Origin of the sequence: Halomonas sp. MCCC 1A11062 (genome assembly GCF_021404355.1) — a bacterium.
Taxonomy (GTDB): Bacteria; Pseudomonadota; Gammaproteobacteria; order Pseudomonadales; family Halomonadaceae; genus Halomonas; species Halomonas aerodenitrificans.
In genome coordinates, this window is the sequence record NZ_JABFTW010000001.1 from 163,577 (window position 1) to 187,283 (window position 23,707).

Consider the following 23,707-nt stretch of genomic DNA (forward strand, 5'->3'; position numbering starts at 1 on the left):
GCCCGACGGCAACCGCGACGGGCCTTGACCGCCATCCTGCTCCTGCTGTCGGGCCTGGCCTGGCTCGGGCCGGGGCTGGCCGGCGCACAGGCCCAGCCCAGCGAACGTGAGGCCCAGGAGCGTCTCGACGCCATCGGCAGCGAGATCCAGGCGCTAAGTCGGCGCCTGGGCCAGACCCGTGAGGCCCAGGACGAGGCCAACCGCGAATTGCGCCAGGTGGAGACGGCGCTCGGCGAGACCCACCGCCGGCTGGACGGCATCCAGGCCGACCGTCGCAGCCTCGCCGACGAGCTTGCCGCGCTGGAGTCCGCCCGCGACGAGCTGCAAGTCGAGCGGGCCGAACAGGTCGAGATGCTCAATGCCCAGCTCGATGCCCTCTATCGCCTGGGGCTCACACCGCAGCTGAAACTGCTGCTCAACCAGGATGATCCGGCCCGCCTCGACCGCCTGCAGACCTACCTCAACCATCTGGCCCGGGCGCGCAACGAGCGCCTCGACGAGATCGCCCGCCTCGATGCCGAACTGGCCGAGAATCGACGCGAGCGGGAGGCCCGCGGTCGGCAGCTCGACGCCCTGGCCGACGAGCTGGAAACCCGCAGCAGCGAGCTGGCCGAGCGCATGGCAGATCGTGAGCGTCTGGTGGCGGAGTTGGGCGAGCGCTACAGCGACGAGCAGTCGCGCATGGCACGCCTCGACCGTGACCGCGGCGAGGCGGAGCGGGTGCTCGAACGGGTGCGCGAGGAACTCGCCCGCATGCAGCGCCCACCGCCCTCCACCGCCATCGAGCGCACCCGCGGCGACCTGCCCTGGCCGGTGCAGGGCAACGTGACCTCGAACTACCGGCGCGGCGACGGCGTGCACTACAACGGCATCCTGATCGAAGCCCGCGAGGGCACGCCGGTGGCAGCCGTGCATGCCGGTCGAGTGGTCTTCGCCGATTGGATGCGCGGCTTCGGCAATCTGCTGATCATCGACCACGGCGACAACGTGATGACGCTGTATGCCCATCTGCAGCGCTTCGACGCCCAAGTCGGCCGAGCCGTCTCACGCGGCGACACGCTCGGCGCGGTGGGCAACAGTGGCGGCCACACCTCGCCGGCCCTCTACTTCGAAGTCCGCCGCAACGGCGACCCCATCGACCCCCAGGCCTGGATGGCACGAAGATGACCCGTGGTGTTTCACAAGCTCCTGGCCACGGGCTATGCTGGACAGCCTCGCCTCGTAACAGCGGAGTTAGCATGTCTTCACGTACCGCCCGCCGACCTTCCGCCGCCAGCCGAACGATGAGCGCGCTAGCGTCGGCAACGCTGTTGATGCTGGCCCTGGCCGCCCCGCCGGCCCTTGCCCAGTCCTCTCCCGTGGACGAGCTGCCGCTGGAGGACATCCAGACCTTCGCCGAGGTGTTCGAACGCATCAAGCGCGCCTACGTGGAAGAGGTGGACGACAGCACCCTTCTGCGCAACGCCATGCGCGGCATGCTCAGCGAACTCGATCCTCACTCCGCCTACCTCGACCGGAGCGAATTCCAGAGCCTGCGCGAATCCACCGAAGGCGAGTTCGGCGGTATCGGCATCGAGGTCGGCCTGGAAGAGGGGCGTCTGACGATCATCACGCCGATCGACGACACGCCCGCTTCCCGCGCGGGCCTGCAGGCCCGCGACGTGATTCTGGAGATCGACGGCAACCCCACCGAACGACTGTCGCTGCAGGAGTCGGTGACGCTGATGCGCGGCGAGCCCGGCAGCCAGATTCGCCTGAACATCCTGCGCAGCGGCCAGGAGGCGCCTCTCGACGTCACCCTGACCCGCGAAATCATTCGCACCGAAAGCGTGCGCAGCGAGATGCTGGAGCCAGGCTACGGCTACCTGCGGGTCAGCCAATTCCAGAGCCGCAGCGGCGAGCAGGTCAACAACGCCATTCGCCGAATGGAGCGCGACGGCCCGCTGCAGGGCCTGGTGCTCGATCTGCGTAACAACCCGGGCGGCGTACTGCAGGCCGCCGTCGCCGTGGCCGACGCCTTCCTGCAGAGCGGCTTGGTGGTCTACACCGAAGGGCGCCTGCCGGACACCCAGATGCGCTTCTCCGCCAGCCGCGAGACGGCCGCCCCCGACGTACCCCTCGTGGTTCTGATCAACGGCGGCAGCGCCTCCGCCGCGGAAATCGTCGCCGGCGCGCTGCAGGACCAGCGCCGCGGCGTGATCATGGGCACCGAGAGCTTCGGCAAGGGCTCGGTGCAGCAGGTGATGCCGTTGGGCAACGGTGAAGGGCTGAAGCTGACCACGGCGCTCTACTACACGCCCAACGGCCGCTCGATCCAGGCTATGGGCATCGAGCCCGACGTCAGGGTGGTGCGCGGCCGCCTGGAAGTAACCGAGAGCAGCCGCCAGCTGCGTGAAGCGGACCTGGAAGGCCATCTGCGCTCGCGCAGCGAGCCGCGGGCCATGACCCAGGAAATGAGCGAGCGGCTGCGCGAGGACTACCAACTCGGCGAAGCACTCAATCTGCTGAAGGCGCTCAACGTACTCGAGCGCCGCTAGGCCATTGCTGATAGCTGAACGGGCTGGCGGTTGAATGGACTGATGCTTGAACGGACCGCAGGGAGCCGGCTGCACTTGCCGGCTCCCCATCATTCATGGTCTAACGGCAGGAGGCCGGTAACCGCCCCCGCTCGCCGATGGCCTGACGCATCAGCAGGCGCTTGATCGGCACCAGCCGGTCGACCCCGGAAAGTCCCAGGTTACGGGACATCGTCACCAGCGGGTGACGCGTTCCGAACAGCAGCCGGAAGCCATCCATCAGCGCCAGCATGGCGCTATTGTCGCCGCGCCGACGCCGCGCATAGCGCGCCAGCATGCGCGGCTCGCCCAGGTCGATGCCGCGCCGCCGCGCCGTGACGAGCTCTTCGGCCAGCACCGCCACATCCATCAATCCCAGATTGACGCCCTGGCCCGCCAGCGGGTGAATGCTGTGCGCCGCATCGCCCACCAGGGCGAAGCCGGGCTGCACGTAATCTTGTGCGTGACGCTGGGTAAGCGGCACCGACACTGCCCGATCGACGACCTCCACCGCTCCCAGGCGCGCCTCGAAGGCGACCTCGAGAGCCTGCCCCAGCGTCTTGGCATCGAGCCCTGTGAGCCGCTCGGCTTCCTCGGGGGTAGTCGACCAGACGATCGAGCAGTAGTGCGCGTCGCCGTCGATAGTCAGCGGCAGGAACGCCAGCGGGCCGCTGTCGCGGAACACCTGGCGCGCCACGCCGCCATGCCCCAGTTGGGTACGCACCGTCGTGACCACCGCCACATGACCGGTGTCGCGGGCATCCACGGCGATGCCCGCCATCTCGCGCAGCGGCGACTGGGCGCCATCGGCGGCCACCACCAGCGGTGCCGTGAGACGGCGGCCATCCTCGAGCAGTACGCTGCGCTCACCGCCCGCCTCTTCGAGCCCGGTCACGCGCCTGCCCAGCTCGACGCAGACCGTGGGCAGCTCGGCCAGGCGCCGCTCCAGTGCGGCCAGCACCACGTCGTTCTCGACGATATGACCCAGCACCGGCACGCCGGCCTGCTCCGCCGAGAAGTTGACCTCGCCGCTGCCCTCGCTGTCCCACACCTGCATGAAGCGATAGGGAGTCACCCGGCGCACCGCCATCCACGGCCAGGCGCCGAGCCCCTCCAGCAGACGTTGGGAGATCGGCGTCAGGGCGCTGACACGCAGCGCCGGCCTGCCCGTACCCACCGCCTCGGCGGCCAGCGGCTCGGGGCGCGCATCGAGCAGCGCCACGCTGATGCCCGCCTGTCCCAGCAGCGCCGCCAGGGCAGCTCCTACCATGCCGCCACCGACCACGATCACCTCGAATCGGGTCGCTGGCTGCCGTGCCGTTTCCGTCATTGCTCGCTCCAACCTCATCTCTCCAACCCCATGGCGCGGCGCGCCAACCCCCGGCGCAGCGGGCCGAACAGGTTGAGCCCCACCAGCCCGGCCGCCCGGGCGTGGGCCAGCAGGCCGCTGTCGATGCCGAACAGGCGTACCAGGCCATCGCTGAAGCGAATCACCTGATGACGGTCGACGATGCGCCTGGCCTCGAAGTCGCGCAGCGTCAGCATGCCGCCCAGCGACTCGCCGCTGGCCAAGGCCTGTTCGAGCGCAGCCGTCAGGTCGGTCACGCCGCGCAGCGCCAGGTTGAACCCTTGCCCCGCTACCGGGTGCAGCGAGTGGGCGGCGTTGCCCAGCACCGCCAGGCCGGGCCGTATCGTCTCCTTGGCGGTGACCAGGCTCAGCGGATAAGCGTGACGCCTGCCGACGCGGCGGAAGCGCCCGACGCGGTCGCCGAACGCTTGCTGCAGCTCGGCAAGGAAGTCGCCGTCACCAAGCGCGAGGTGGGCCGCTTCACGCCCGGCAGGCAGGGTCCAGATCAGCGCCATCTGCTGGCCCGGCAGCGGCAGCAGGGCGATGGGCCCCTCACGGGTGAAGCGCTCGTAGGCGATACCGTCGTGAGGGCGACTGACTTCGACGTTGGCGATCAGCGCCACCTGGTCGTAGGACGCCGAGTCGCTGGCGATGCCCAACTGCTCCTTGAGCCCCGAGCGGCCGCCATCGGCCAGCACCGTCAATGCCGCCTGCAGCGTACAGCCATCGGAAAGGGTGAGCCGATGCCCCTCTCCCTCGGGCACGACCGCCTCGACGCCGGCCGGGCAGTGCCACTCGATGGGCAGCTCGGCCAAGCGTCGATGCAGCACCTGCCCCATCCAGGCGTTGGGCAGTACGTAGCCCAGCGCCGGCTGATCGAGCTCGGCGGCGGTGAGCCGGGTCACCCCCAGACGCCCCCTTTCGCTGACATGAATGCGCCGGATGGCGGCGGCCTGTTCGGCCATCTCTTGCCACAGGCCCATGGCGCGAAAGCGCTCCGCCGAGCCCTGGGCGATGGCACTGGAGCGCGCATCGAAGCTGGGCTGCCACGCTGTGGCCGCCAGCTCGGGCATGGGAGCGGCCTCGATCACGGCCACCGACAGCCCGTGGCGCTCGATCAGCGGCGCCAGGGCACAGGCCAGACTGGCCCCCACCAGGCCGCCGCCGACGATGGCGACATCCACCTGACGCGCAGCGACCGCCGTCATGAGGCCAGACCCGTACTACAGCCTGCCGTTTCGTAACGTAAATTACGTAATAACATGAAGAAAACGTCCTTTACTGGTTACTCGCTAGCCATCAACGTCTCGATATCTGCCACCCGCTTTGGCACATCGCCAGTCAACACCTCGCATCCCTCGGCCGTCACCGCCACATCGTCTTCGATACGAATGCCAATGCCACGATAGGGCAGCGGGATGTCGTCATCGGCCGGCACGTACAGCCCGGGCTCCACCGTCAGCACCATGCCCGCTTCCAGCGGCCGCGGCTTGCCGTCGAGGCGATAGCTGCCCACGTCGTGCACGTCGAGTCCCAGCCAGTGCGAGGTCGAGTGCAGATAGAAGCGCTTGTAGCTTTCGTCCTCGATGCGTGCTTCCACTTCGCCCTGGAGCAGGCCCAGCCGGATCAGCCCGGCCGTGAGGTCGCGCACCACGCCGTCATGAATCTCGACCAGGGTCGCACCAGGGCGAACGGCGGCCACGGCGCGCTCCTGGGCGGCCAGCACCAACTCGTAGAGCTCGCGCTGGGCCTCGCTGAAACGGCCACCGACGGGAAAGGTGCGGGTGATGTCGCCGGCATAGAGATCGAACTCGACGCCAGCGTCGATCAGCACCAGTTCGCCGTCACGCAGCGGCTCGCTATTCTCGATGTAGTGCAGCACACAGGCGTTGGCGCCGCCACCCACGATGCTGGCGTAGGCCGGGCCGCTGCCGCCATGCCAGCGGAATTCGTGCTCCAGCTCGGCCTGCAGATGGTATTCAGCCAGGCCGGGGCGAGCGGCCAGCATCGCTCGTCGATGGGCGCACGCCGAGATCCTGGCCGCGTGACGCATCAGGGCGAGCTCGCCCTCGCTCTTGATCAGGCGCATCTCATGCAGCAGCGGAGCAAGATCGACATAGCGCTGCGGCGGGCAGGCGCCGCGCCGCACCCGTGCGGTCAGGCGCTCGCGTATCTCATCGGCCAGCGCCATGCTCTCGGCGTCGCCGAGCATCAGGTAGAGACTGGTACGCCCATCGAGCAGGGTCTCCAGCCGTTCATCGCGCTCGGCGTTCTCGAAGGCTTGATCGACCCCGAGCTCGCGCACCGCGCCCTCGGCGCCCAGGCGAATGCCGTTCCAGGCTTCGAGGCTCGGGTCGCGGTCCTGGCAGAACAGCACGCTTTCGCCTTCGCTGCGGCCCGGCAGGAGCAGCAGCAGGGCGTCGGGCTCGGCAAAGCCGGAGAGGTAGTGAAGGTCGCTGTTCTGGCGGAAGGGGTAATCGCTGTCCCGCGAACGGGTGACCAGGCCGGCGCCGGGCAGCAGCACGGCGCCGTCGGTAGGCAGCTGCGCCATCAGCGCCTGGCGGCGGGCGCGATATTCGTCGTTGCCGATCGGCTCAGGGCGGGGCAGGGGGGCGGGCAGCATCGTGGCTCCTTGCGTGCTCCGGATGAATGGGGGTGGTTCGGGTTCAGTGCCGGGTGGACTCGCCGCGCTCCACCTGCGGCTGACCGGGATGCTGTTCGGTATAGAGCAGCATGGCGGCCATGCGCGCATGCTCGGTCAAGGCGAACAGGTCGTTCTCGTTCTCGGCGCTGTCGTCGATGTCGGTCTCGATGACCGCGAGCCCGGTCAGGTCCTCGATGGCTTCGCGCAGCGCCTGGGACCAACCTTCGCGCTTGGCCTCGCCGGCGTCGTCGATGACCTCGAGGAAGCCGAGCGTCCACTCCTGCAGGCCCCGAGCCCGTTCGGCCAGGGAGAAGAGCTCGTCGGGCAGTAGCGGTTCGTAGTTGAGACCACTGTCGACCAGCGCGTCGAGGCTCTGGCGACGCCAGGCCAGCAGCGTCTCGCCGCTCTCGCGGTCGCGGGGCTGCTCGACGCCGAGCCCCAGGCATACCTCTTCGAGCCAGGCTTCGGCGGAGACGTCGTGCAGCGCCAGCTCGGCACACAGCCTGCCATCGAGAAAGGCCGGCGACTGCATGCTGCCGTGAAGCAGGAAGAGATCGGCCAGGGTGGAAAAATCCAGGCGTTCATCGGGCGAAGACATGCAACGATACCTCTTGAGAATCGCGGTGAGAGGCCTGATGCCGGCGGCGCTGCGTTGACCGCCTGCGAAGGGCTCTCTTATAGTGGATGATCGAATTGATGTGTCTTGATTCGCCGATGTTAACGCATCGGGCCGACAAGCCGACACCGGAGCCCTCCATGAGCGATGACGCCACTCGCCCCACCGCCCAGGTGACCCTGCTGGGTAGGCACTATGTGTTCGCCTGCAACCCCGGCGAAGAGCGCAAGCTGGAGCGGGCCGCACGCTATCTGGATCGCGCCATGCAGGGCATACATTCGCAGAACAATCTGCTCGCCAGTGAGAACGTGGCACTGATGGCCGCACTGAACATCGCCCACGAGCTGCTCGAGATCCAGGATGCCCGGCGTGACGAGGAGCAGCAGCTGGGGCAGCTCAGCGAGCGCCTGGAGCGGGCCATGGCAGGCGCGGCCCTGGGTAACAGAACTCCTTCCGAATGACATTGGACGCACCCGGCAGCTCTGTTAGGATGAAGGTGTTCCCTGGGGTGTTGGCCAGTCGTTGAAGTCCCTCGAGCCTATGAGCAATACCCAGGGCGGCCATTAGCTAGCCGGACCCGTGTGCATGTCCGTGCGTCGGAAAGCCTGACGGTTCGGCTGCGGCCACCCACCTTGAACCAAGGGTTCAAGGGCCAGAACGACAGCGGCATTCTGGGGAACCTTACCTTGCCATGAATCTTCCTATTGACGCTCTCAGCGCCGATGCTTTCTCTTCTCGTCGCGAGCTACGCCAGGAGCTGAGACGCCGACGCCGGGCTCTGAGCGCAAGCCAGCGCAAGCAGGCCGATCGCGCCCTGTGTCAGCGCCTGAAGCGACTGCCCGAGGTGCACCGGGCCAGGCGTGTCGCACTCTACCTGCCCAACGACGGCGAGATCGATCCGCGACCGCTCATTGCCTGGCTCGATCGGCGCGGAGTTCGCATTTACCTGCCGGTGTTGAAGCCGCTCTCGGACAACAGCCTGTGGTTCGTCCACTACCATCCGGGCACGCCCATGCGGCGCAATCGCTTCGGCATTCCCGAGCCCCATACCCGCCATGGCGCGCATCGCGCTCGCCGCATGCAGGCCTGGGCGCTGGATCTGATTCTGCTACCGCTGGTGGGTTTCGACGACCTGGGCCAGCGCATGGGCATGGGCGGCGGCTTCTACGACCGCAGCCTGGCCTTCACCCAGCGGCCTGGCCCCCGGCCGACCCTGATCGGCCTGGCCCACGACTGCCAGCGGGTGGACCGCCTGCCGGCAGCGCCCTGGGACGTACCGCTGGACGCCATTGTCAGCGATACCCGTGTCGTGCGCCCCTGAGCCTCGCGAAGGCTATAAAATGCGGGCGTAAAAAAACCGGCCGAAGCCTGGCTTCGACCGGTTTTATTGCTTTCGGATCCTGCGCTTATCTGATCATGGCACTGCCTGCCGACTCAGCCGCCTGTGAGTGCCTGGGCGTACCCGGTGACGACGACGCCAATGCCAAAGGCCAGCACCAGTGCCATGACCAGATCGGGCTTACGCTTCATTATTACCAACTCCTGACGTTCCCGTGATTGAACCGTGACGGCGGTAGCCGCGACAGCGCCGACTATAGGGCTTGACAGGCGTTGATGACAACCGCTTGAAGCGACGATTACAAAAAGAAACCCATGCCACTTCTCGCCTTTGCCGTAAGTCAGCGCTCACCCCACGGTTTTTCGGGCTCAGGCCATGAACAGGCGATAGGCGTCGTTGTCCGACTCCTTCCAGTAGCGATAGCCGATCTCGTCGAAGTGCTCCTCGACGTGGGAGCGATCGCCGTTGGGAATCTGCATGCCGACCAGTACGCGACCGAAGGCAGCGCCGTGGTTGCGGTAGTGGAACAGCGAGATGTTCCAGTCCTGGGGCAGGTGGGTGAGGAAGTTCATCAGCGCCCCGGGGCGCTCGGGGAACTCGAAGCGGTAGACCTCCTCGTCGAAGTGCTCCTTGGGCCGGCCGCCGCCAAGGTGGCGAATGTGCAGCTTGGCCAGCTCGTTGTCGGTGAGATCGACCACCGGGTAGCCGGCTTCACGCAGCTTTTCGATCACCGCCTGACGATCCTCGCCGTCCGGCTTGACCTGCACGCCGACGAAGATGTGCGCCTCCTCGGGGTCGGCGTAGCGATAGTTGAACTCGGTCACCATGCGCTTGCCGATGGTGCGGCAGAACTTCTTGAAGCTGCCGGGGCGCTCGGGAATGGTCACGGCCAGGATCGCCTCGCGCTGCTCGCCGAGCTCGGTACGCTCGGCGATGTGCTGCAGGCGGTCGAAGTTGGTGTTGGCGCCCGAATTGATGCACAGCAGGGTCTGGCCCTCGACGCCGGTCTGTTGGATGTACTTCTTCAGCCCGGCTAGCGACAGCGCCCCGGAGGTCTCGGATACCGCCCGGGTGTCGTCGAAGATGTCCTTCACCGCCGCGCACATCTCGTCGGCGTTGACGGTGATGACGTCGTCGATCAGGTTGCGCACGATCTTGAACGGTATCTTGCCGATCTGCGCCACCGCCACGCCCTCGGCGAATACCCCGACCTGCTCCAGCGTCACGCGCTTGCCGGCGGCCATCGCCGCCTTGAGACAGGCGCTGTCCTCGGCCTCCACCCCGATCACCTTGATGTCCGGGCGCAGGTACTTGACGTAGGCCGCCACCCCGGCGATCAGCCCGCCGCCGCCCACTGGCACGAAGATGGCATCCAGCGGCCCGGTGTGCTGACGCAGGATCTCCACCGCCACGGTGCCCTGGCCGGCGATGACGTCGATGTCGTCGAAGGGCGGGATGTAGGTGTAGCCGTGCTCGGCCATCAGCTCCTGGGCATGCTCGGCGGCAGCGGCGAAGGCGTCGCCCTTGAGCACCACCTTGGCGCCCCGGGCACGCACCGCCTGGACCTTGATCTCCGGGGTGATGCGCGGCATGACGATCACTGCCTTGACGCCCATCAGCTTGGCCGCCATGGCCAGCCCCTGGGCATGGTTGCCGGCCGAGGCGGCAATCACGCCCTTGGCCTTCTGCCCCTCGGAGAGCTGCGCCATCTTGTTGTAGGCGCCGCGAATCTTGAACGAGTAGACCGGCTGCAGGTCCTCGCGCTTGATCAGGATCTGGTTGTTGAAGCGCCGTGACAGGAAGGGGGCCGGGGAAATGGGCGTTTCGCGGGCCGCTTCGTAGACGTGGGCCTGGAGGATCTTCTTGACGGTAGCTTCGAGCATCCTGACGTTTCCAAGGGTGGCGCAGAGGGGCGGCAGCCTGTGCTGCACTGCAGAGAACCCCTATAGGTAGCATTCTCGGCGCCTCGCCGTCCAGCGAACGCGTCGGCAGGAAGCATAACGTGGCCTATAATGGCGCGGCACCCGCCATCCACTCTGATACGAGCAAGACATGACCCAGGACGAACTGAAGGACGCCGTGGCCGCCGCCGCCATCGCCGAAATCGAACCGTGGCTCGAGCGCGACACCATTCTCGGCATCGGCACTGGCTCCACCGCCAACCTGTTCATCGACCGCCTGGCGCGGCTGCGCGACGACTTCAAGGGCGCCGTAGCCAGCTCGGAGGCCAGCGCCAAGCGTCTGCGCGACCACGGCATCGAGGTGTTCGAGCTCAACAGCGTCGGCACGGTGCCTTTCTACATCGACGGTGCAGACGAAGTGAACGCTCACCTTCATATGATCAAAGGCGGCGGTGCGGCGCTCACCCGCGAGAAGATCGTGGCGGCCTGCGCCGAACGCTTTATCTGCATCGCCGACGGCTCGAAGCGGGTCGAGCGCTTGGGCGCCTTCCCGCTGCCGGTGGAGGTGATTCCCATGGCCCGCTCCTATGTCGCACGCGAACTGGTCAAGCTGGGCGCCGACCCGGTCTACCGCGAGGGGGTGGTCACCGACAACGGCAATCAGATCCTCGATTGCTTCGAGTTCATGATCGACGACCCGGTGGCCATGGAGGCCCGCATCAACGCCATCGTCGGCGTGGTGACCAACGGTCTGTTCGCCGCCCGCGGCGCCGACGTGCTATTGCTGGGCACTGAGCAGGGGGTGGAGCGGATGACCCCGGCCTGACAGTTAGCAGGTGCTCACTCACCTGGCAGTAGCTGCTCAAGGCCGGCCATGGTGCGTGCCAGGGCGCCGCGGTTGGCTGCCACCACCGCCAGGCCGGCCTCGGCCAGGCGGTGGCGCTCGGCCTCATCGAGGAACAGGGTGACCAGCGTATCGGCCAGCATGGCGCTGTCCCTCACTTCCACCAGCGCGCCACCCTGACGCAGCGTCTCGGCCACGTCGGCGAAGTTGGCCAGCTCCGGGCCGGTCAGCACCGGTACGCCCATGGCGGCAGGCTCGAGCAGGTTGTGTCCGCCCACCGGCACCAGACTGCCGCCGACGAAGGCCAGGTCGGCGGCGCCGTAGAGCATCAGCAGCTCGCCCATGGTGTCGCCCAGATAGACGCCAGTTCGTCCATCCGGCCACTCATCGCGGGAGCGCCGCGCCAGCGCCATGCCGCGCTCGCGGCAGAGCTCGGCCACCGCCTCGAAGCGCTGCGGATGGCGCGGCACCAGGATCAGCAGCGCGTTGGGGTAGGACTGACGCAGGCGGGCATGCGCCTCGAGCAGCCGCTCGTCCTCGCCGGGGTGGGTGGAGCCGGCCACCCACACGGGACGCGAGCCCAGCCGCGTGCACAGCCGCTTGCTCTGCTCGCTCGCGGCATCGTCCGGGGTCAGGTCGTACTTGAGCGAGCCCACCACGTCGGTGCGGGTGGCCGGCATGCCCAGGGCACGGAAGCGCTCGGCATCGCCGCGGGACTTGGCAGCCAGCCAGTCGAGCTGGGCCAGCGCCGAGGCCATCAAGGGCCGCAGGCGGCGATAGCCGCGAAAGGCGCGCGGCGAGAGACGTCCGTTGACCACCGCCGTGGGCACGCCGCGACGGCGACACGCCGTCAGCAGGTTGGGCCAAAGCTCGGTCTCGAAGAAGATGGCGAGCTCCGGGCACAGGCGTGCGACGAAGCGCTTCGCGGCCCCGGGGTAGTCCAGCGGCAGGAAGCGATGGGCAAGACGCTCGGGCTCGCCTGTCCGGCGTCGCGCCTCGATCAGGGCATGCACCCGCTCGGCGCCGGTGGCGGTCATGGTGGTCACCAGCAGCCGATGGCGGGGGTAGTGTGCCAGCAGCGCCTCGATCAGCGGGCGGGCCGCCTGCACCTCGCCCACCGAGGCGCAGTGCAGCCATAGCCAGGGGCCGCTGGCGGGTGAGCGAGACAGCAGCCCGAGCCGCTCCCAGCGGGAGTTAGTGAGCGCATGCTCACGCCATACCCTGCGCCAGACGAGAGGCGAGAGCAGATAGAGTGCCGCCGAGTAGAGCCAGCGCGGCCAGCGGCGCGGCGCCGACATCAGCTCTCGCGGTCGAGAATGGTGGCGATCATGGCGGTGGTGGAAACCCCGTCCTCGAAGCCCAGCACCTTCACCTCACCGCCGGCGGCACGTACGGCATTGCCACCGGCAATCTCGTCGACGCGATAGTCGCCGCCCTTGACCAGCACGTCGGGCAGCACCGCCTCGATCAGGCGCTGCGGGGTGTCCTCGCTGAACGGCACCACCCAGTCCACCGCACCGAGGCCGGCCAGCACCTGCATGCGCCGGGCGAGGGGATTGATCGGCCGCTTAGGCCCCTTGAGCCGACCGATGGAGGCGTCGTCGTTGACCGCCACCACCAGCCGGTCGCCGAGCTGCCGGGCGTGCTCCAGGTAGGCCACGTGGCCGGCGTGGAGGATGTCGAAGCAGCCATTGGTCATCACCACCCGCTCGCCGCGCATCTGGGCGGCACGCACCGCCTCGACCAGCGCCGTCTCCTCGATGACGCCGAACTCGGCCAGCTTGTCGCCATGCACGGCGGTATAGAGCTCGGCGATGGAGAGCGTGGCGGTACCGGGCTTGGCCACCACCAGGCCGGCGGCCAGGTTGGCCAGGGTCATCGCCTCGGGGAAGCCGTGGCCGGCCGCCAGCGCCAGCCCCAGTACGCCGATCACGGTGTCGCCGGCGCCGGTGACGTCGAACACTTCCCGCGCCCGGGTGGGCAGGTGCAGCGGTTCGTGATCGCCGCGAATCAGGGTCATGCCTTTCTCGCTACGGGTGATCAGCAGCGCCTCGAGCTCGAGCCGGGCGCACAGCGCCGCGCCCTTGGCGGCCAGCTCCTCGTCGTCGCGGCAGTGGCCGACCACCGCCTCGAACTCGGCCAAGTTGGGGGTGATCACGCTGGCGCCGCGGTATTTGGTGAAGTCGCTGCCCTTGGGATCGATCAATACGCGCTTGCCCGCGCTGCGCACCAGTGCGATCAGCTCCTCGACCCGGCTGAGCGTACCCTTGCCGTAGTCGGAGAGGATCACCAGGTCGCAGTCGGGAAGCCCCTGTTCGACCCGCGCCAGCAGTCCGCGGGTGTCGAGCTCGTCCAGGCCATCCTCGAAGTCGAGCCGGATCAGCTGCTGGTTGCGGCTCATCACGCGCAGCTTGGTGATGGTGGGAATACCGGGGCTGCTCTGGAAGTAGGTGTCGACCCCGGCGGCGTCCAGCCGCTCGACCAGTCGGCGGGCATTGTCGTCGTCGCCGACCATGCCGCTGAGGGCGGCATGCGCCCCCAGCGAGGCGATGTTGAGCGCCACGTTGGCCGCCCCGCCGGGCCGGTCCTCGCACTCTTCCACCCGGACCACCGGCACCGGGGCCTCCGGCGAGATGCGTGAGGTGCCACCATGCCAGTAGCGGTCGAGCATCACGTCACCCACCACCAGCACGTGCGCCTGTTCCAGCGCGGTCAGGTCAAGCTTCATCGGGACGTTCCTCTTCCTTGCGGTCGTTGGGGCGCACCAGCAGCGCATCGAGCCGTTCGACGACATCGTCGACGCGAATCAGCGTCATGGCATCGGGATGGCGTACACGCTGGCCCCAGGTGATGTCGTCGGGTTCGCGGTGCATGTAGGCACGCACCGCATCCGGGTAGCGGTTGACCACGTAGTCGCGCCACAGGTAGGGCGCGGCGCGGTCCGGATTGGTGGTAGCGAACAGCCCCACTACCGGCGTGCCCATGGCATTGGCCATGTGCACGGGGCCGGAGTCGGGAGCGATCACCGCCCGGGCGCCGGCGATCAGCGCCAACAGCCCCTTGAGCGAGGTAGCGCCGATGGCATCGATCACCGCTTCCGGCCGGCTGAGGGCGGCGATACGCTCGCCCATTTCGCGTTCCTGGGTGCTGCCGCCGCCGGTGAGCACCGTCTTCAGACCGTACTGAGCCCAGGCGTGTTCAATGACGGCGGCATAGCCCTCCGCCGACCAGTTGCGAAAATTGCGCAGCCGCGGGTTGGCGCAGGGGCTCATCAGCAGGTAGGCGGCTTCGCCGGTCAGCGCCGTGGCCTCTTCGAAGGCCGTCGCCGGCACCGGCATGTCCCAGGCCAGCGAGGTGTCCTCCACCCCCAGCAGGCGGGCGAAGTCGAGGAACGACTCCAGCACGTGGGCACGGGGATGGGGTGCCAGCTGACGATGGGTGAACCAGTGCTGGGCATCCTTGGCGCGCGCCTTGTCGTAGCCCACCCGCACCTTGGCCCTGAGCCCCAGCGAAAGCACGCTGGCCCGCAGCGCCTGCTGCATGTGCAGCAGCACGTCAAAGCGGGTATCGCCCAGCTCACGCCACAGCCGGCGCATACCGGCAAGCCCCGAGGCCTTGTCGTAGACCACGAATTCGACCCCCGACAGGCCAGCCAGTAAACTGTGTTCCGCCTTGCCGATGATCCAGGTGATGCGCACGCTGGGCCACTGGCGCTGCAGGGCGCGTATGGTGGGCACCAGGTTGCAGACGTCGCCGAGGGCGGAGAGTCGCAGCACGGCGATGTGACGCGGTTGGGCGGGCAGAGGATGCTTCATGCAGTTGGCAACGTGTCGAACGGGAAAGACCTTCATTCTATATGATGCGGACAGTGTATGTGACGCCGAGCCGGCGCCACAAATCGGCCCGCCGCTGTTCGACCCCGCGCATTGGCACCGCTGTGGAAAGGTGCTCGGCGAAGCCCCCGGGCGCGGCAGCAGCCTGTTTCTCGACGCCGGACGCGAGCAGTGGGTGCTGCGTCCCTACCGTCGCGGCGGCCTGATCGCCAGGTTGAGCGAGAGCCGCTATCTATGGACGGGGCTCGAACGCACCCGCGCCTTTCGCGAGCTGCGCCTCACCGCCCACCTGCACCGCGAGGGGCTGCCGGTGCCGCGACCGGTGGCCGCCTCGGTTACTCGCTGCGGGCCGACCTACACGGCCGCCCTGATCACCGTGCGCATCCCCGAAGCCGGGGCCCTGGCCGAACGCCTTGCCGAGGCCGAGCCGGCGCTGCTCGAACGGGTCGGCGCCACCATCCGCCGCTTTCACGCGGCGGGCCTCGATCATGTCGACCTCAACGCCCGCAACCTGCTGATCGATGCCGACGGTAGCGTCTGGCTGATCGATCTCGACCGCTGCCGGCTGCGCCCACCCGGCGCCTGGCAAGAGGCGAACCTGGCGCGACTGGCCCGCTCGCTGAGCAAGTTCGGCGCGCCCGCCGCAGCCATGGAGACGATACGCCGCGGCTACGCCTCCGATGACGCCGGCTGACGCGCCTTGCCGCGCTCGGGGTAGAGCCGCTGGAGCAGCTCCTCGAGGCCCTGCAGGATATCCATCCTGCCCGGCACCTGGCCGTCACGGTGGAACACCGCCTCGTGGCAGTCCTCGTAGCGCGGCCAGTAGCGAAACGGCACGGTCATGAAGAAGATCCCCAGCGTCGGGGTATGGGTCGCCAGCGCCAGGTTGCGCACGCCGGTATCCCCCGACACCAGCACGCTGGACGCCGCCATCCACGGCGCCAGCCGCTCCAGGTCCATGCGTCCCTCGATCTCCACGTTGTCGTGGCGGGCCGCCACCTCGGCGAGGAAGTCGCCGGACTCCTCGGATTTGTGGCCTTCGAGCAGCACATGGCGATAGCCGGGAAATTCGACGGCTGCCTGCTCGATCAGTTGGCGCCATGACTCCTGGGACAGCGACTTTTCCGCCACGGCGGCGTAGGGGAAGTAGACGATGCGCGGCTTCGCCAGAGCGCGCTGATGGCGCGGCATGGCGAATTCCAGCGGGTACTGCGGCTTGTGCCCCATGATTTTGAGAAAGTCGAGCAGTACCTCGGCTTCGTAGTGAAAGTCCGAGCGCAGGATGCCGACATCGAACAGCAGCTTGTTGAGCCCGCTGCGGTAGGGAAAGCCGAGCTTGACCCGCGCCGACGTCAGCAGCGTCTGCAGGCGCGAGCGGGCCGTATCGGCCAGATCGAAGAGCACGTCGACCTCGCGGTACTGGCGCAGGGAGTGCAACTGCTCACGCAGCGAACCGCGGGAGTCCAGCACGTGCACCTCGTCGACCAGGTCGTCGGGCACCGCGTACTGGTACTTGCTCACCGTACTCAGGGTGATGTGCGCCTGGGGAAACAGGCGCCGGAGTTCGACCAGGAACGGCCGTGTCGCCATCATGTCGCCGAAGGCGCACTGGCGGATCACCAGAATGCGGCGCACCTGCTCCACGTGCAGCCGCGACAGCCATTTGCGACCGCGATTGTTGAGATAGCCGCCCTTTTCGATCCAGGCTTTCATGATGTTGGCTCCTTCCCGGCGTATTCTCGAATCAGGGCTTCGACATGCGCCGCCACGCCGAAATGGCGCTCGGCTCTTGCCCTTGCCGCCTGGCCGAGGCGCTCGCGCAGGGCCGCGTCCTGGCCGAGCTCCGCCATGGCCTCGGCCCAGGCCCGCGGCTCCTCGGCTGCGGCAAGGCGCCCGCAGTCGGCCTCGAGCAGCTCGGGGATCGCCCCGCTGTCGGCACCGACGATGGCCTTGCCGGCGGCCATGGCCTCTACCACGGTAAGGCCGAAGGCCTCATTACGCGATGGCACGCAGACGATGTCCAGTGCCTCGAACAGGCGCGGCAGGTCAGGACGAAACCCGGCAAAGGTCACGCGCTGCTCCAGCTTCAGCTCCTCGATCCGCGAGCGCAAGTGCGAGACGTAACGTTCGTCGCTGCCTTCGCGGGCGCTGAGCCCGCCAATCAGCACACCGTGCCAGGCCAGCTCGGGAGCGCGCTCGGCCAGTCGGGCCAGCCCATCCAGCCACACTTCATGGCCCTTGCCGTCGGTCAGACGCCCAGGCAGGCCGATCGCCACCTCGCCCGGCATGACACCCAGCTCGCGGCGCAACGCCTCACGTGCCGGCTCGCCCAGCTGCGAAGCATAGGGCGTCAGGTCGATGCCCAGGTAGAGCCGGCGAATGCGCTCCGGCGGCAACGGAAAGGCCTTCAGGTTGCGCTGGCGGGTGGCCTCGCTGATGGCAAAGAGCCGGCTGACGCGCCCGTAGGCCCAGCGATGGTAAAAATCCTTCTTCGGCCGGGTCACGCCCATGTGATCGGTGAAGAACAGCTGGAGCGTCGGTCGCAGGGTCGCCAGCAGCGCGCCCAGGCGCAGGTCGCTGGACTTGTGACAGTGCAGCACCTCGATACCATGGCGCTTCAGGTAGCCCAGTATGCGCCCCACCTGCAGCAGCGCCCGGCCACGCGAAGGCACCGTCAGCGGTGCGATACCGGTCGATGTCATACTCTCGGCGACCCGCGAACCGGCTAGCGCCAGGCCATGGGCCTGCCACCCCTGACGTTGCAGCTCGGGTATAATCCGCGCAGGATACATTTCGAGTCCGCCCCAGCCATCCGAGAGGCAGATATGCATGACCTTGTACGACAAGGCTGTCTCCTTCGTCGGTCAACCGGGGCTCGGGAGCCCAGATGACGTCTTCTTCCCGCGTGGCCGCTCGCCACGCAGCGAATCAGCCGCCGCACATCCTGGTGGTGCGCAACGACAAGCTCGGCGATTTCATGCTCGCCTGGCCGGCGCTGGCCTGTCTCAAGGCCGCCGCTCCGCAAGCGCGGGTCAGCGTGCTGGTGCCGGCCTATACGGCACCGCTGGCTCGGCTGTGCCCGTGGATCGACGCGGTCATCGTCGATCCCGGCGACGCCGCCGGCAAGCAAGCGCAGCGCGAACTGCTGGCCCAGCTGCGCAGCGAACGCTTCTGCGCCATGCTCACGCTCTACTCCACGCCGCGCATCGGCTGGCTCGGCTGGCGAGCCGGCATCCCCTGCCGCGTGGCACCGGCCACCAAGTGGGCGCAGCTATTCTACAATCATCGCGTCGTTCAGCGCAGGTCGCGCTCCGACAAACCGGAATACCTGTACAACGTCGAGCTGGCCGAGGCATTGCTGGCAGCCCAGGGCTGGCAGCCCCAGGCGCGCCCCGCGCCGCCGTACTGGCCGCTGTCGCCCGGCACCGCGGCAGCCCAGCGCGAGTCAATAGCCGGGGCCCTGGCGCTGGAGCCGTCACGACCGTGGCTGTTCCTGCATGCCGGCAGCGGCGGCTCGGCGGTCAATCTCTCTTCGTCTCAGTACGCCGAACTGGCCGCCGCCATCGACTCCAGGCTTGCCGCAGACGACATTCGCGCGCATTGGGTGCTGACCGCCGGCCCCGGCGAAGAGCCGGCGGCACACGAATTGTGTGAGATGCTGCACGACAGGCGGTTGCAGGCCAAGGTTCTGCCGCCGCGTACGGGTCTCGCCGACTTCGCCCTGGCGCTGAGCGCCGCGGACCTGTTCGTCGCCGGCTCCACCGGGCCGCTGCACATCGCCGCTTGCCTGAACCGGCCCACGGCCGGCTTCTACCCCGCGCGCCGTTCGGCCACTGCGCTACGCTGGCAAACCTGCAACGACGCGAGCCGCCGCCTCGCCTTCAGCCCCCCCGAGGGCGCCGGCGAAAGCGAGATGTCGGCCATCGACCTCGAGGTCGCGGCTACCGAGATCAGCGCTCTGGTGTCTCGTCGGGTGGCGGCGAAGTCCGCGTCCTGACCCACAGGTCGGCGTACTTGGCGAAGGTGGAGTGTGCCGACAGCAATGCCAGCAACAAGCCCTGGCGACCATCGAGAAAGCCCGCGCGCAGCAGGTACATGCGCAGGAAGCAGCCCACTCCATGCACGAGCCCGGCCGAGAGACTGCCCTGTTTGCCACGGGCGGCACGCTGCTCGGCCCAGGCCTGGGCGTAGTGGGCCGACTTCTCGAGATAGTGACGCAGGTCGCGGTAGGTGTAGTGCAGCAGGTCGCCCACCAGCGCCTTGACCGGCAAGCCATCTGGATTGTGCAGCTTTTCGTGGACCAGGGCCGCATCGTAGCCGGCCTTGCCGCGAGGATAGAGCCGTGCCACCCGGTCGGGATACCAGCCCGAATGGCGAATGAAGTCGCCGAAACACCAGGATAGGCGCGGCAGGGTGTGGATCGCCGGCTCGCCGCTGGCGACAGCGGTCTGGATGCTCCGGCGCAGCTCCGGCGTCACCCGCTCGTCGGCATCGACCATCAGGATCCAGTCGCTCTCGACCATGGCTTCGGCACGCTGACGCTGAACGCCGAAGCCCTGCCAGTCGGCGTTCACCGCCACCTTGTCGGTGAATTCCCGGGCGATGGCGCAAGTGTCGTCGTCGCTGCCGGAATCGAGGATCACAATCTCATCCACCCAGCGCAGCGTCTCCAGGCAAGCGCGCAGATGGGCGGCCTCGTTCTTCACGATCAGTACCGCAGCCAGGCTCATCGACCTCTCCTCGTCGGTCCGGCGGGCTGGCCAGTTTACTGCCGCCGAGCGGATGGCGCCAAATCCGAAAACACCTTGCATGGTGCAGGGCGGCGAAGCCTTGTTAAGCTGACAGACGAACTCAATGGAAGCCCTCACCCCATGACGATTTCTTCCAAACTTCTCAAGCTGGCCCACCCACGCTGGCTATCGCTGCTTGTGATCGGACTCTGTCTGGGTTACGCACTGACCGCGTTGACCCGTCTGCCCCACTGGAGCCTGCCGCTGGTGGCCGCGCTGTGGATGGCCATGGGTACATGGCTGAACTGGGGCGCGCCGCAAAGCGCTCCGAGCGCTTCTTCATCGCGGCGTTGGCCATGGAGCCTGGTGCCGATCGCACTGTGGGGGCTTTACATCTACCTCTCCGAGAGCTTCGGCATCGTCGATCTCGGCGCAGTGTTCTTCCACCTGCAGGCCGGCATGACCGACCACGGCGGCGTCAGCCGTATCGGTGCGGCCATCGGCTATACCCTGACCATGGTGGCGCTGCTGGCGGCGATCACCTGGTTGATTCGCCATGACCGCCGCTGGAGCCTGACCGAACCCTTTCTGGCCATGGCGTTACTCGCCACCAATCCGCTGCTCTATGGCGTCACCCAGCGCGGCGCGGCCATCGTCACCGACGACGGCGCCTGGCTCGACCGCCAATACGTACAGCCGGTCATTCTGGAGGCGCCCGAAGAGCGGCCCAACCTCCTGCTCATGTATCTGGAAAGCATCGAGCGCACCTACGCCGACCGGGAGCGTTTCGGTGATGCCTATGCCGACCTGGATGCCATCGGCGAGCATGGCCTGGCCTATGAGGGGGTCTATCAGATCGACAACACCGGCTGGACCATGGCCGGCATGATCGCCAGCCAGTGCGGCAGCCCCCTGATGCCGGCCGGACTGCTGCACGACCGCCAGTTCACGCCGCTGGATAAGGTGGTACCCGGCGTCGACTGCCTGGGAGACCTGCTGGCCGAACAGGGCTATCGGCTCAGCTACCTGGGTGGGGCCAGCACGGCTTTTGCCGGCAAGGGGATCTTCTACAAGGGGCACGGTTTCGAAACCGTGCTCGGGCGTGAAGACCTGCAGCCCCTGCTGGACGATCCCGATTACGTCAACAACTGGGGACTCTACGACGACTCGCTCTATGATTTCACGCTCGAGGAGATGCGGCGACTCGACCAGGAGCCAGGGCCCTGGGGAGTGGTCAACCTGACCCTTGCCGGCCATGCCCCCCGTGGCTATCCCGCCCAAGCCTGCATCGACCGCCAGGGTGAGTTCGACGGCGTCGACATCCTCTACTCGGTAGAGTGCTCGGCCTGGCTGGCCCGCGACTTCCTCGAGCGAGCCGATGCCGAGGGACTGCTCGACAATACTGTCGTGATCATCGCCAGCGATCACCTGACCATGCGTGTCTCGGCCTGGGAGCAGCTGATCCAGGGCGAGCGTGACAACACCTTCATGCTGCTGGGGCCGGGGATTCCCGTGGGACGCGAGAGCCGCGAGGCTTCCATGGTGGATGTCTTTCCCACCATTCTCGAAGCCATGGGTTTCACCATCGACTGGCACCGCGCCGGCCTGGGGGTTTCGCTGCTCTCCGACGAGCCGACACTCCTCGAGGAGTACAGCAAGACCGAGATCAATGCCCGAATGCGTGAAGAGCGGGCGCTTCAGGAGCGCCTGTGGAATGGCCTGGCCCCCGAGCCGCAGCCTGCTCCCGAGCAGGAGAAACAGGAGCAGGTGGTGGAGACTCCGGTGGATTCCACCGGCGAAGAGCCTGCCGCGGTACAGTGAAACGGTCGCTCTGGCTTTCAGTCGCGAGTCACCGGGATGGCGGACTCTGTAAGCACGGCGGCCAGCACCCGCTGAGGCGACAGCTGCACCAGGCAGTTGGTGTGCCCCAGCGGGCAGGTGCGCTCGAAGCAGGGCGAACAACCCAGCCCCAGATAGTGGATCTCGGCCCTGTCGGTGAGCGGCGGCGTATAGGCAGGCGACGACGAGCCATACAGCGCATGCACGCGGGTACCCACCGCCGCGGCCACGTGCATCAGCCCTGAGTCGTTGGTCACGACCTGCTGGCAGTCGGCGAGCAGATCGACCGCATCGGCCAGCCGGGTCTGTCCGCACAGGTTGTGAACGTACGGCAGGCCTGCGGCGATTGCCTCCCCGGCGGCGACGTCCTTGGGGCCACCCATCACGCGAATCTCGAAGCCCTCGTCCACCAGGCGCTCGGCAAGCTCGCGGAAATGGCCCAGCGGCCACTGCTTGGCCGGCCCGTACTCGGCCCCGGGCATCATGCCGACGGCCGGCCGTGAGCTCAGGCCCAGGCGCGTGCGCAGCTCATCGAGGTTATCCGTGTCGATCCGCAAGCGCGGCCGGGGAATGGCGAAATCGCCGCGCCGGGCTTCCTCGGCTGTCAGTCCCAGCGCCACGAAGCGCTTCACGGTCTGGTCCAGCAGGGTCTTGTCGAGTTCGCGGCGATCGTTGAGCAGGCCATAGCGCTGCTCACCGGTGAAGCCGATACGACGCGGAATCCGAGCCAGAAACGGCACCAGCGCCGATTTCCAGGAGCGCGGCAGCACGATGGCCCGGTCGAAACGCCCGCGCAGCCGCCCGGCCAGGGCGCGCCGGGTGGACCAGCCGAACTCACCGTGGCCGACGTCCAGGCTCGCCACTTCATCGACCTCGGCCATGCGCTCCAGAATCGGCTGCGACCAGCCCGGCGCCACCACACCGATGCGGCATCCCGGCTGGTTTTGCTTGAGGGTCATGAACAGGCTCTGGGCCATGACCATGTCGCCGACCCAGGAGGGGCCGACCACCAGGATACGCGGGGCTGTGGTGGCAGCCGCCTGGCTCATCCCCTGGCCCCGGCCAGCCACTCGAGATACGCCTTCACGCCCTCGGCCACGGTGCGGAACTCGTCCTCGTAGCCGGCCTCGCGCAGGCGCGTGATGTCGGCGCGGGTATAGCTCTGGTAGCGCCCCTTGAGCTCGTCGGGAAAGTCGATGTACTCGATGCGCCCGCGGCCATGGAAGTCGATGACCGCCTCGGCGATGGCCTTGAACGGCTCGGCCCGACCGGAGCCGAGGTTGAAGATGCCGGACTTGTCGGGGTTGTCGAGGAACCACAGGTTGACGTTCACCACGTCGCCGACATACACGAAGTCGCGGCTCTGCATGCCCGCCTCGTAGCCGTCCCAGCCGCCGAACAGCCTGAGGCCCTGGCCCGCCGAAATCTGGGTGTGGTTATGATAGGCCACGCTCGCCATCTTGCCCTTGTGCTGCTCACGCGGGCCGTAGACGTTGAAGTAGCGGAACCCCACCACCTGGCTGGTGAACTCATCCCAGTGCTGGCGCACGTACTGATCGAACAGCAGCTTGGAGTAACCGTAGACGTTGAGCGGCTTCTCGTGCTCGGGCTCCTCGCGGAACACCTGACTGCCGCCGTAGGTGGCCGCCGACGAGGCATAGAGGAAAGGAATGCCCTGCTGCTGGCAGTAGTGCAGCAGCACCTTGGAGTACTCGAAGTTGTTGTCGAGCATGAAGCGGCCGTCCCACTCGGTGGTGTCCGAACAGGCCCCCTCATGGAAGATCGCCTCGATCGGCGGCAGGCGCGAGGGTTCGCCGCGCAGCGCCGCCTCGACGCGGGCACGGAAGTCGTCCTTGTCGAGATAGTCGCCCAGGGTGCAGTCCGCCAGGTTGACGAACTTGGTGCCGTCGGAGAGATCGTCGACCACCAGCACGTCGTTGCGCCCACGCTCGTTGAGAGCCTTGACCAGATTCGAGCCGACGAAGCCGGCGCCACCTGTCACTACGATCATGTAAACCTCGCTGGGGCGCAAGCGCTGCGCCTATAACCCATGTGCCT

The 23,707-nt window shown here is 67.6% G+C and carries 21 protein-coding genes and 1 other RNA gene; 9 read left to right on the forward strand and 13 right to left on the reverse strand.

Annotation, left to right across the window (positions count from 1 at the left end):
* Positions 1-24: 24 nt before the first annotated feature.
* Positions 25-1,167: a peptidoglycan DD-metalloendopeptidase family protein gene (locus HOP58_RS00780; RefSeq protein WP_234259218.1), complete on the forward strand. Its 1,143-nt coding sequence runs from the start codon at positions 25-27 to the stop codon at positions 1,165-1,167.
* Positions 1,168-1,313: 146 nt separating this feature from the next.
* Complete coding sequence (locus HOP58_RS00785; protein WP_010626031.1) at positions 1,314-2,537, forward strand: S41 family peptidase; 1,224 nt, start codon at positions 1,314-1,316, stop codon at positions 2,535-2,537.
* Positions 2,538-2,637: 100 nt separating this feature from the next.
* On the opposite strand, the gene HOP58_RS00790 is transcribed toward HOP58_RS00785, so the two are convergent.
* The 4 genes from HOP58_RS00790 to HOP58_RS00805 all read right to left on the reverse strand — a co-directional run bounded on the left by HOP58_RS00790 (position 2,638) and on the right by HOP58_RS00805 (position 7,145).
* Positions 2,638-3,885: a UbiH/UbiF/VisC/COQ6 family ubiquinone biosynthesis hydroxylase gene (locus tag HOP58_RS00790; RefSeq protein WP_234259220.1), complete on the reverse strand. Its 1,248-nt coding sequence runs from the start codon at positions 3,883-3,885 to the stop codon at positions 2,638-2,640.
* A gap of 14 nt (positions 3,886-3,899) precedes the next feature.
* On the reverse strand, positions 3,900-5,111 hold the full coding sequence (gene ubiH / locus HOP58_RS00795; RefSeq protein WP_234259222.1) for a 2-octaprenyl-6-methoxyphenyl hydroxylase: 1,212 nt from the start codon (positions 5,109-5,111) through the stop codon (positions 3,900-3,902).
* Between the two features lie 77 nt (positions 5,112-5,188).
* Complete coding sequence (gene pepP / locus HOP58_RS00800) at positions 5,189-6,526, reverse strand: Xaa-Pro aminopeptidase (RefSeq protein ID WP_234259225.1); 1,338 nt, start codon at positions 6,524-6,526, stop codon at positions 5,189-5,191.
* A gap of 43 nt (positions 6,527-6,569) precedes the next feature.
* Positions 6,570-7,145, reverse strand: a complete 576-nt coding sequence (locus HOP58_RS00805; protein ID WP_234259227.1) for a YecA family protein — start codon at positions 7,143-7,145, stop codon at positions 6,570-6,572.
* 158 nt (positions 7,146-7,303) lie between these two features.
* Here HOP58_RS00805 and HOP58_RS00810 point away from each other — a divergent pair, with 158 nt between their 5' ends.
* From HOP58_RS00810 to HOP58_RS00820, 3 genes are all read left to right on the forward strand, one after another.
* Positions 7,304-7,624 (forward strand): cell division protein ZapA, encoded by a 321-nt coding sequence (locus tag HOP58_RS00810; RefSeq protein WP_234253383.1) that lies wholly within the window; start codon positions 7,304-7,306, stop codon positions 7,622-7,624.
* A gap of 36 nt (positions 7,625-7,660) precedes the next feature.
* Positions 7,661-7,845: non-coding RNA, 6S RNA (gene ssrS / locus HOP58_RS00815), on the forward strand.
* 9 nt (positions 7,846-7,854) lie between these two features.
* Positions 7,855-8,484, forward strand: coding sequence for a 5-formyltetrahydrofolate cyclo-ligase (locus HOP58_RS00820; RefSeq protein WP_234253384.1), 630 nt, complete (start codon positions 7,855-7,857; stop codon positions 8,482-8,484).
* 386 nt (positions 8,485-8,870) lie between these two features.
* Here HOP58_RS00820 and ilvA read toward each other — a convergent pair whose 3' ends face one another.
* Positions 8,871-10,385, reverse strand: coding sequence for a threonine ammonia-lyase, biosynthetic (ilvA, locus tag HOP58_RS00825; protein ID WP_234259229.1), 1,515 nt, complete (start codon positions 10,383-10,385; stop codon positions 8,871-8,873).
* Between the two features lie 169 nt (positions 10,386-10,554).
* Here ilvA and rpiA point away from each other — a divergent pair, with 169 nt between their 5' ends.
* On the forward strand, positions 10,555-11,229 hold the full coding sequence (gene rpiA, locus HOP58_RS00830) for a ribose-5-phosphate isomerase RpiA (protein ID WP_010626023.1): 675 nt from the start codon (positions 10,555-10,557) through the stop codon (positions 11,227-11,229).
* A gap of 14 nt (positions 11,230-11,243) precedes the next feature.
* Here rpiA and waaA read toward each other — a convergent pair whose 3' ends face one another.
* The 3 genes from waaA to HOP58_RS00845 are packed head-to-tail and all read right to left on the reverse strand — an operon-like array spanning position 11,244 to position 15,062.
* Positions 11,244-12,545 carry a lipid IV(A) 3-deoxy-D-manno-octulosonic acid transferase gene (gene waaA, locus HOP58_RS00835; RefSeq protein WP_234259231.1) on the reverse strand — a complete coding sequence of 434 codons (1,302 nt, stop codon included), beginning with the start codon at positions 12,543-12,545 and terminating at the stop codon, positions 11,244-11,246.
* The gene (gene hldE, locus HOP58_RS00840; protein WP_010626021.1) at positions 12,545-13,975 is read right to left on the reverse strand and encodes a bifunctional D-glycero-beta-D-manno-heptose-7-phosphate kinase/D-glycero-beta-D-manno-heptose 1-phosphate adenylyltransferase HldE; all 1,431 of its coding nucleotides are present in this window, start codon (positions 13,973-13,975) and stop codon (positions 12,545-12,547) included. Before hldE ends, waaA begins: the two co-directional genes overlap by 1 nt.
* Complete coding sequence (locus HOP58_RS00845; protein WP_234253387.1) at positions 13,965-15,062, reverse strand: glycosyltransferase family 9 protein; 1,098 nt, start codon at positions 15,060-15,062, stop codon at positions 13,965-13,967. The genes hldE and HOP58_RS00845 overlap by 11 nt, the downstream gene beginning before the upstream one ends.
* On the opposite strand from HOP58_RS00845, the gene HOP58_RS00850 reads away from it, so the two are divergent.
* Positions 15,061-15,774 (forward strand): 3-deoxy-D-manno-octulosonic acid kinase, encoded by a 714-nt coding sequence (locus HOP58_RS00850; protein ID WP_234253388.1) that lies wholly within the window; start codon positions 15,061-15,063, stop codon positions 15,772-15,774. The two genes, HOP58_RS00845 and HOP58_RS00850, sit on opposite strands and share 2 nt — an antisense overlap.
* Here the strand turns inward: HOP58_RS00850 and HOP58_RS00855 are convergent.
* Both HOP58_RS00855 and HOP58_RS00860 read right to left on the reverse strand, forming a co-directional pair.
* Positions 15,750-16,793 carry a glycosyltransferase family 9 protein gene (locus HOP58_RS00855; RefSeq protein WP_010626018.1) on the reverse strand — a complete coding sequence of 348 codons (1,044 nt, stop codon included), beginning with the start codon at positions 16,791-16,793 and terminating at the stop codon, positions 15,750-15,752. The genes HOP58_RS00850 and HOP58_RS00855 overlap by 25 nt on opposite strands.
* Positions 16,790-17,926: a glycosyltransferase family 4 protein gene (locus tag HOP58_RS00860; RefSeq protein WP_234259233.1), complete on the reverse strand. Its 1,137-nt coding sequence runs from the start codon at positions 17,924-17,926 to the stop codon at positions 16,790-16,792. The genes HOP58_RS00855 and HOP58_RS00860 overlap by 4 nt, the downstream gene beginning before the upstream one ends.
* A gap of 41 nt (positions 17,927-17,967) precedes the next feature.
* Between HOP58_RS00860 and HOP58_RS00865 the strand changes: the two genes are divergently transcribed.
* Complete coding sequence (locus HOP58_RS00865; RefSeq protein WP_234259234.1) at positions 17,968-19,077, forward strand: glycosyltransferase family 9 protein; 1,110 nt, start codon at positions 17,968-17,970, stop codon at positions 19,075-19,077.
* Here the strand turns inward: HOP58_RS00865 and HOP58_RS00870 are convergent.
* Complete coding sequence (locus HOP58_RS00870; protein ID WP_234253391.1) at positions 19,031-19,810, reverse strand: glycosyltransferase family 2 protein; 780 nt, start codon at positions 19,808-19,810, stop codon at positions 19,031-19,033. The two genes, HOP58_RS00865 and HOP58_RS00870, sit on opposite strands and share 47 nt — an antisense overlap.
* Before the next feature lie 141 nt (positions 19,811-19,951).
* Here HOP58_RS00870 and HOP58_RS00875 point away from each other — a divergent pair, with 141 nt between their 5' ends.
* Positions 19,952-21,631, forward strand: coding sequence for a sulfatase-like hydrolase/transferase (locus tag HOP58_RS00875; protein ID WP_234259236.1), 1,680 nt, complete (start codon positions 19,952-19,954; stop codon positions 21,629-21,631).
* A 17-nt stretch (positions 21,632-21,648) separates the two neighbouring features.
* On the opposite strand, the gene waaF is transcribed toward HOP58_RS00875, so the two are convergent.
* Positions 21,649-22,698 carry a lipopolysaccharide heptosyltransferase II gene (gene waaF / locus HOP58_RS00880; RefSeq protein ID WP_234259238.1) on the reverse strand — a complete coding sequence of 350 codons (1,050 nt, stop codon included), beginning with the start codon at positions 22,696-22,698 and terminating at the stop codon, positions 21,649-21,651.
* Positions 22,695-23,660, reverse strand: a complete 966-nt coding sequence (rfaD, locus tag HOP58_RS00885; protein ID WP_234259240.1) for an ADP-glyceromanno-heptose 6-epimerase — start codon at positions 23,658-23,660, stop codon at positions 22,695-22,697. The genes waaF and rfaD overlap by 4 nt, the downstream gene beginning before the upstream one ends.
* Positions 23,661-23,707 lie beyond the last annotated feature (47 nt).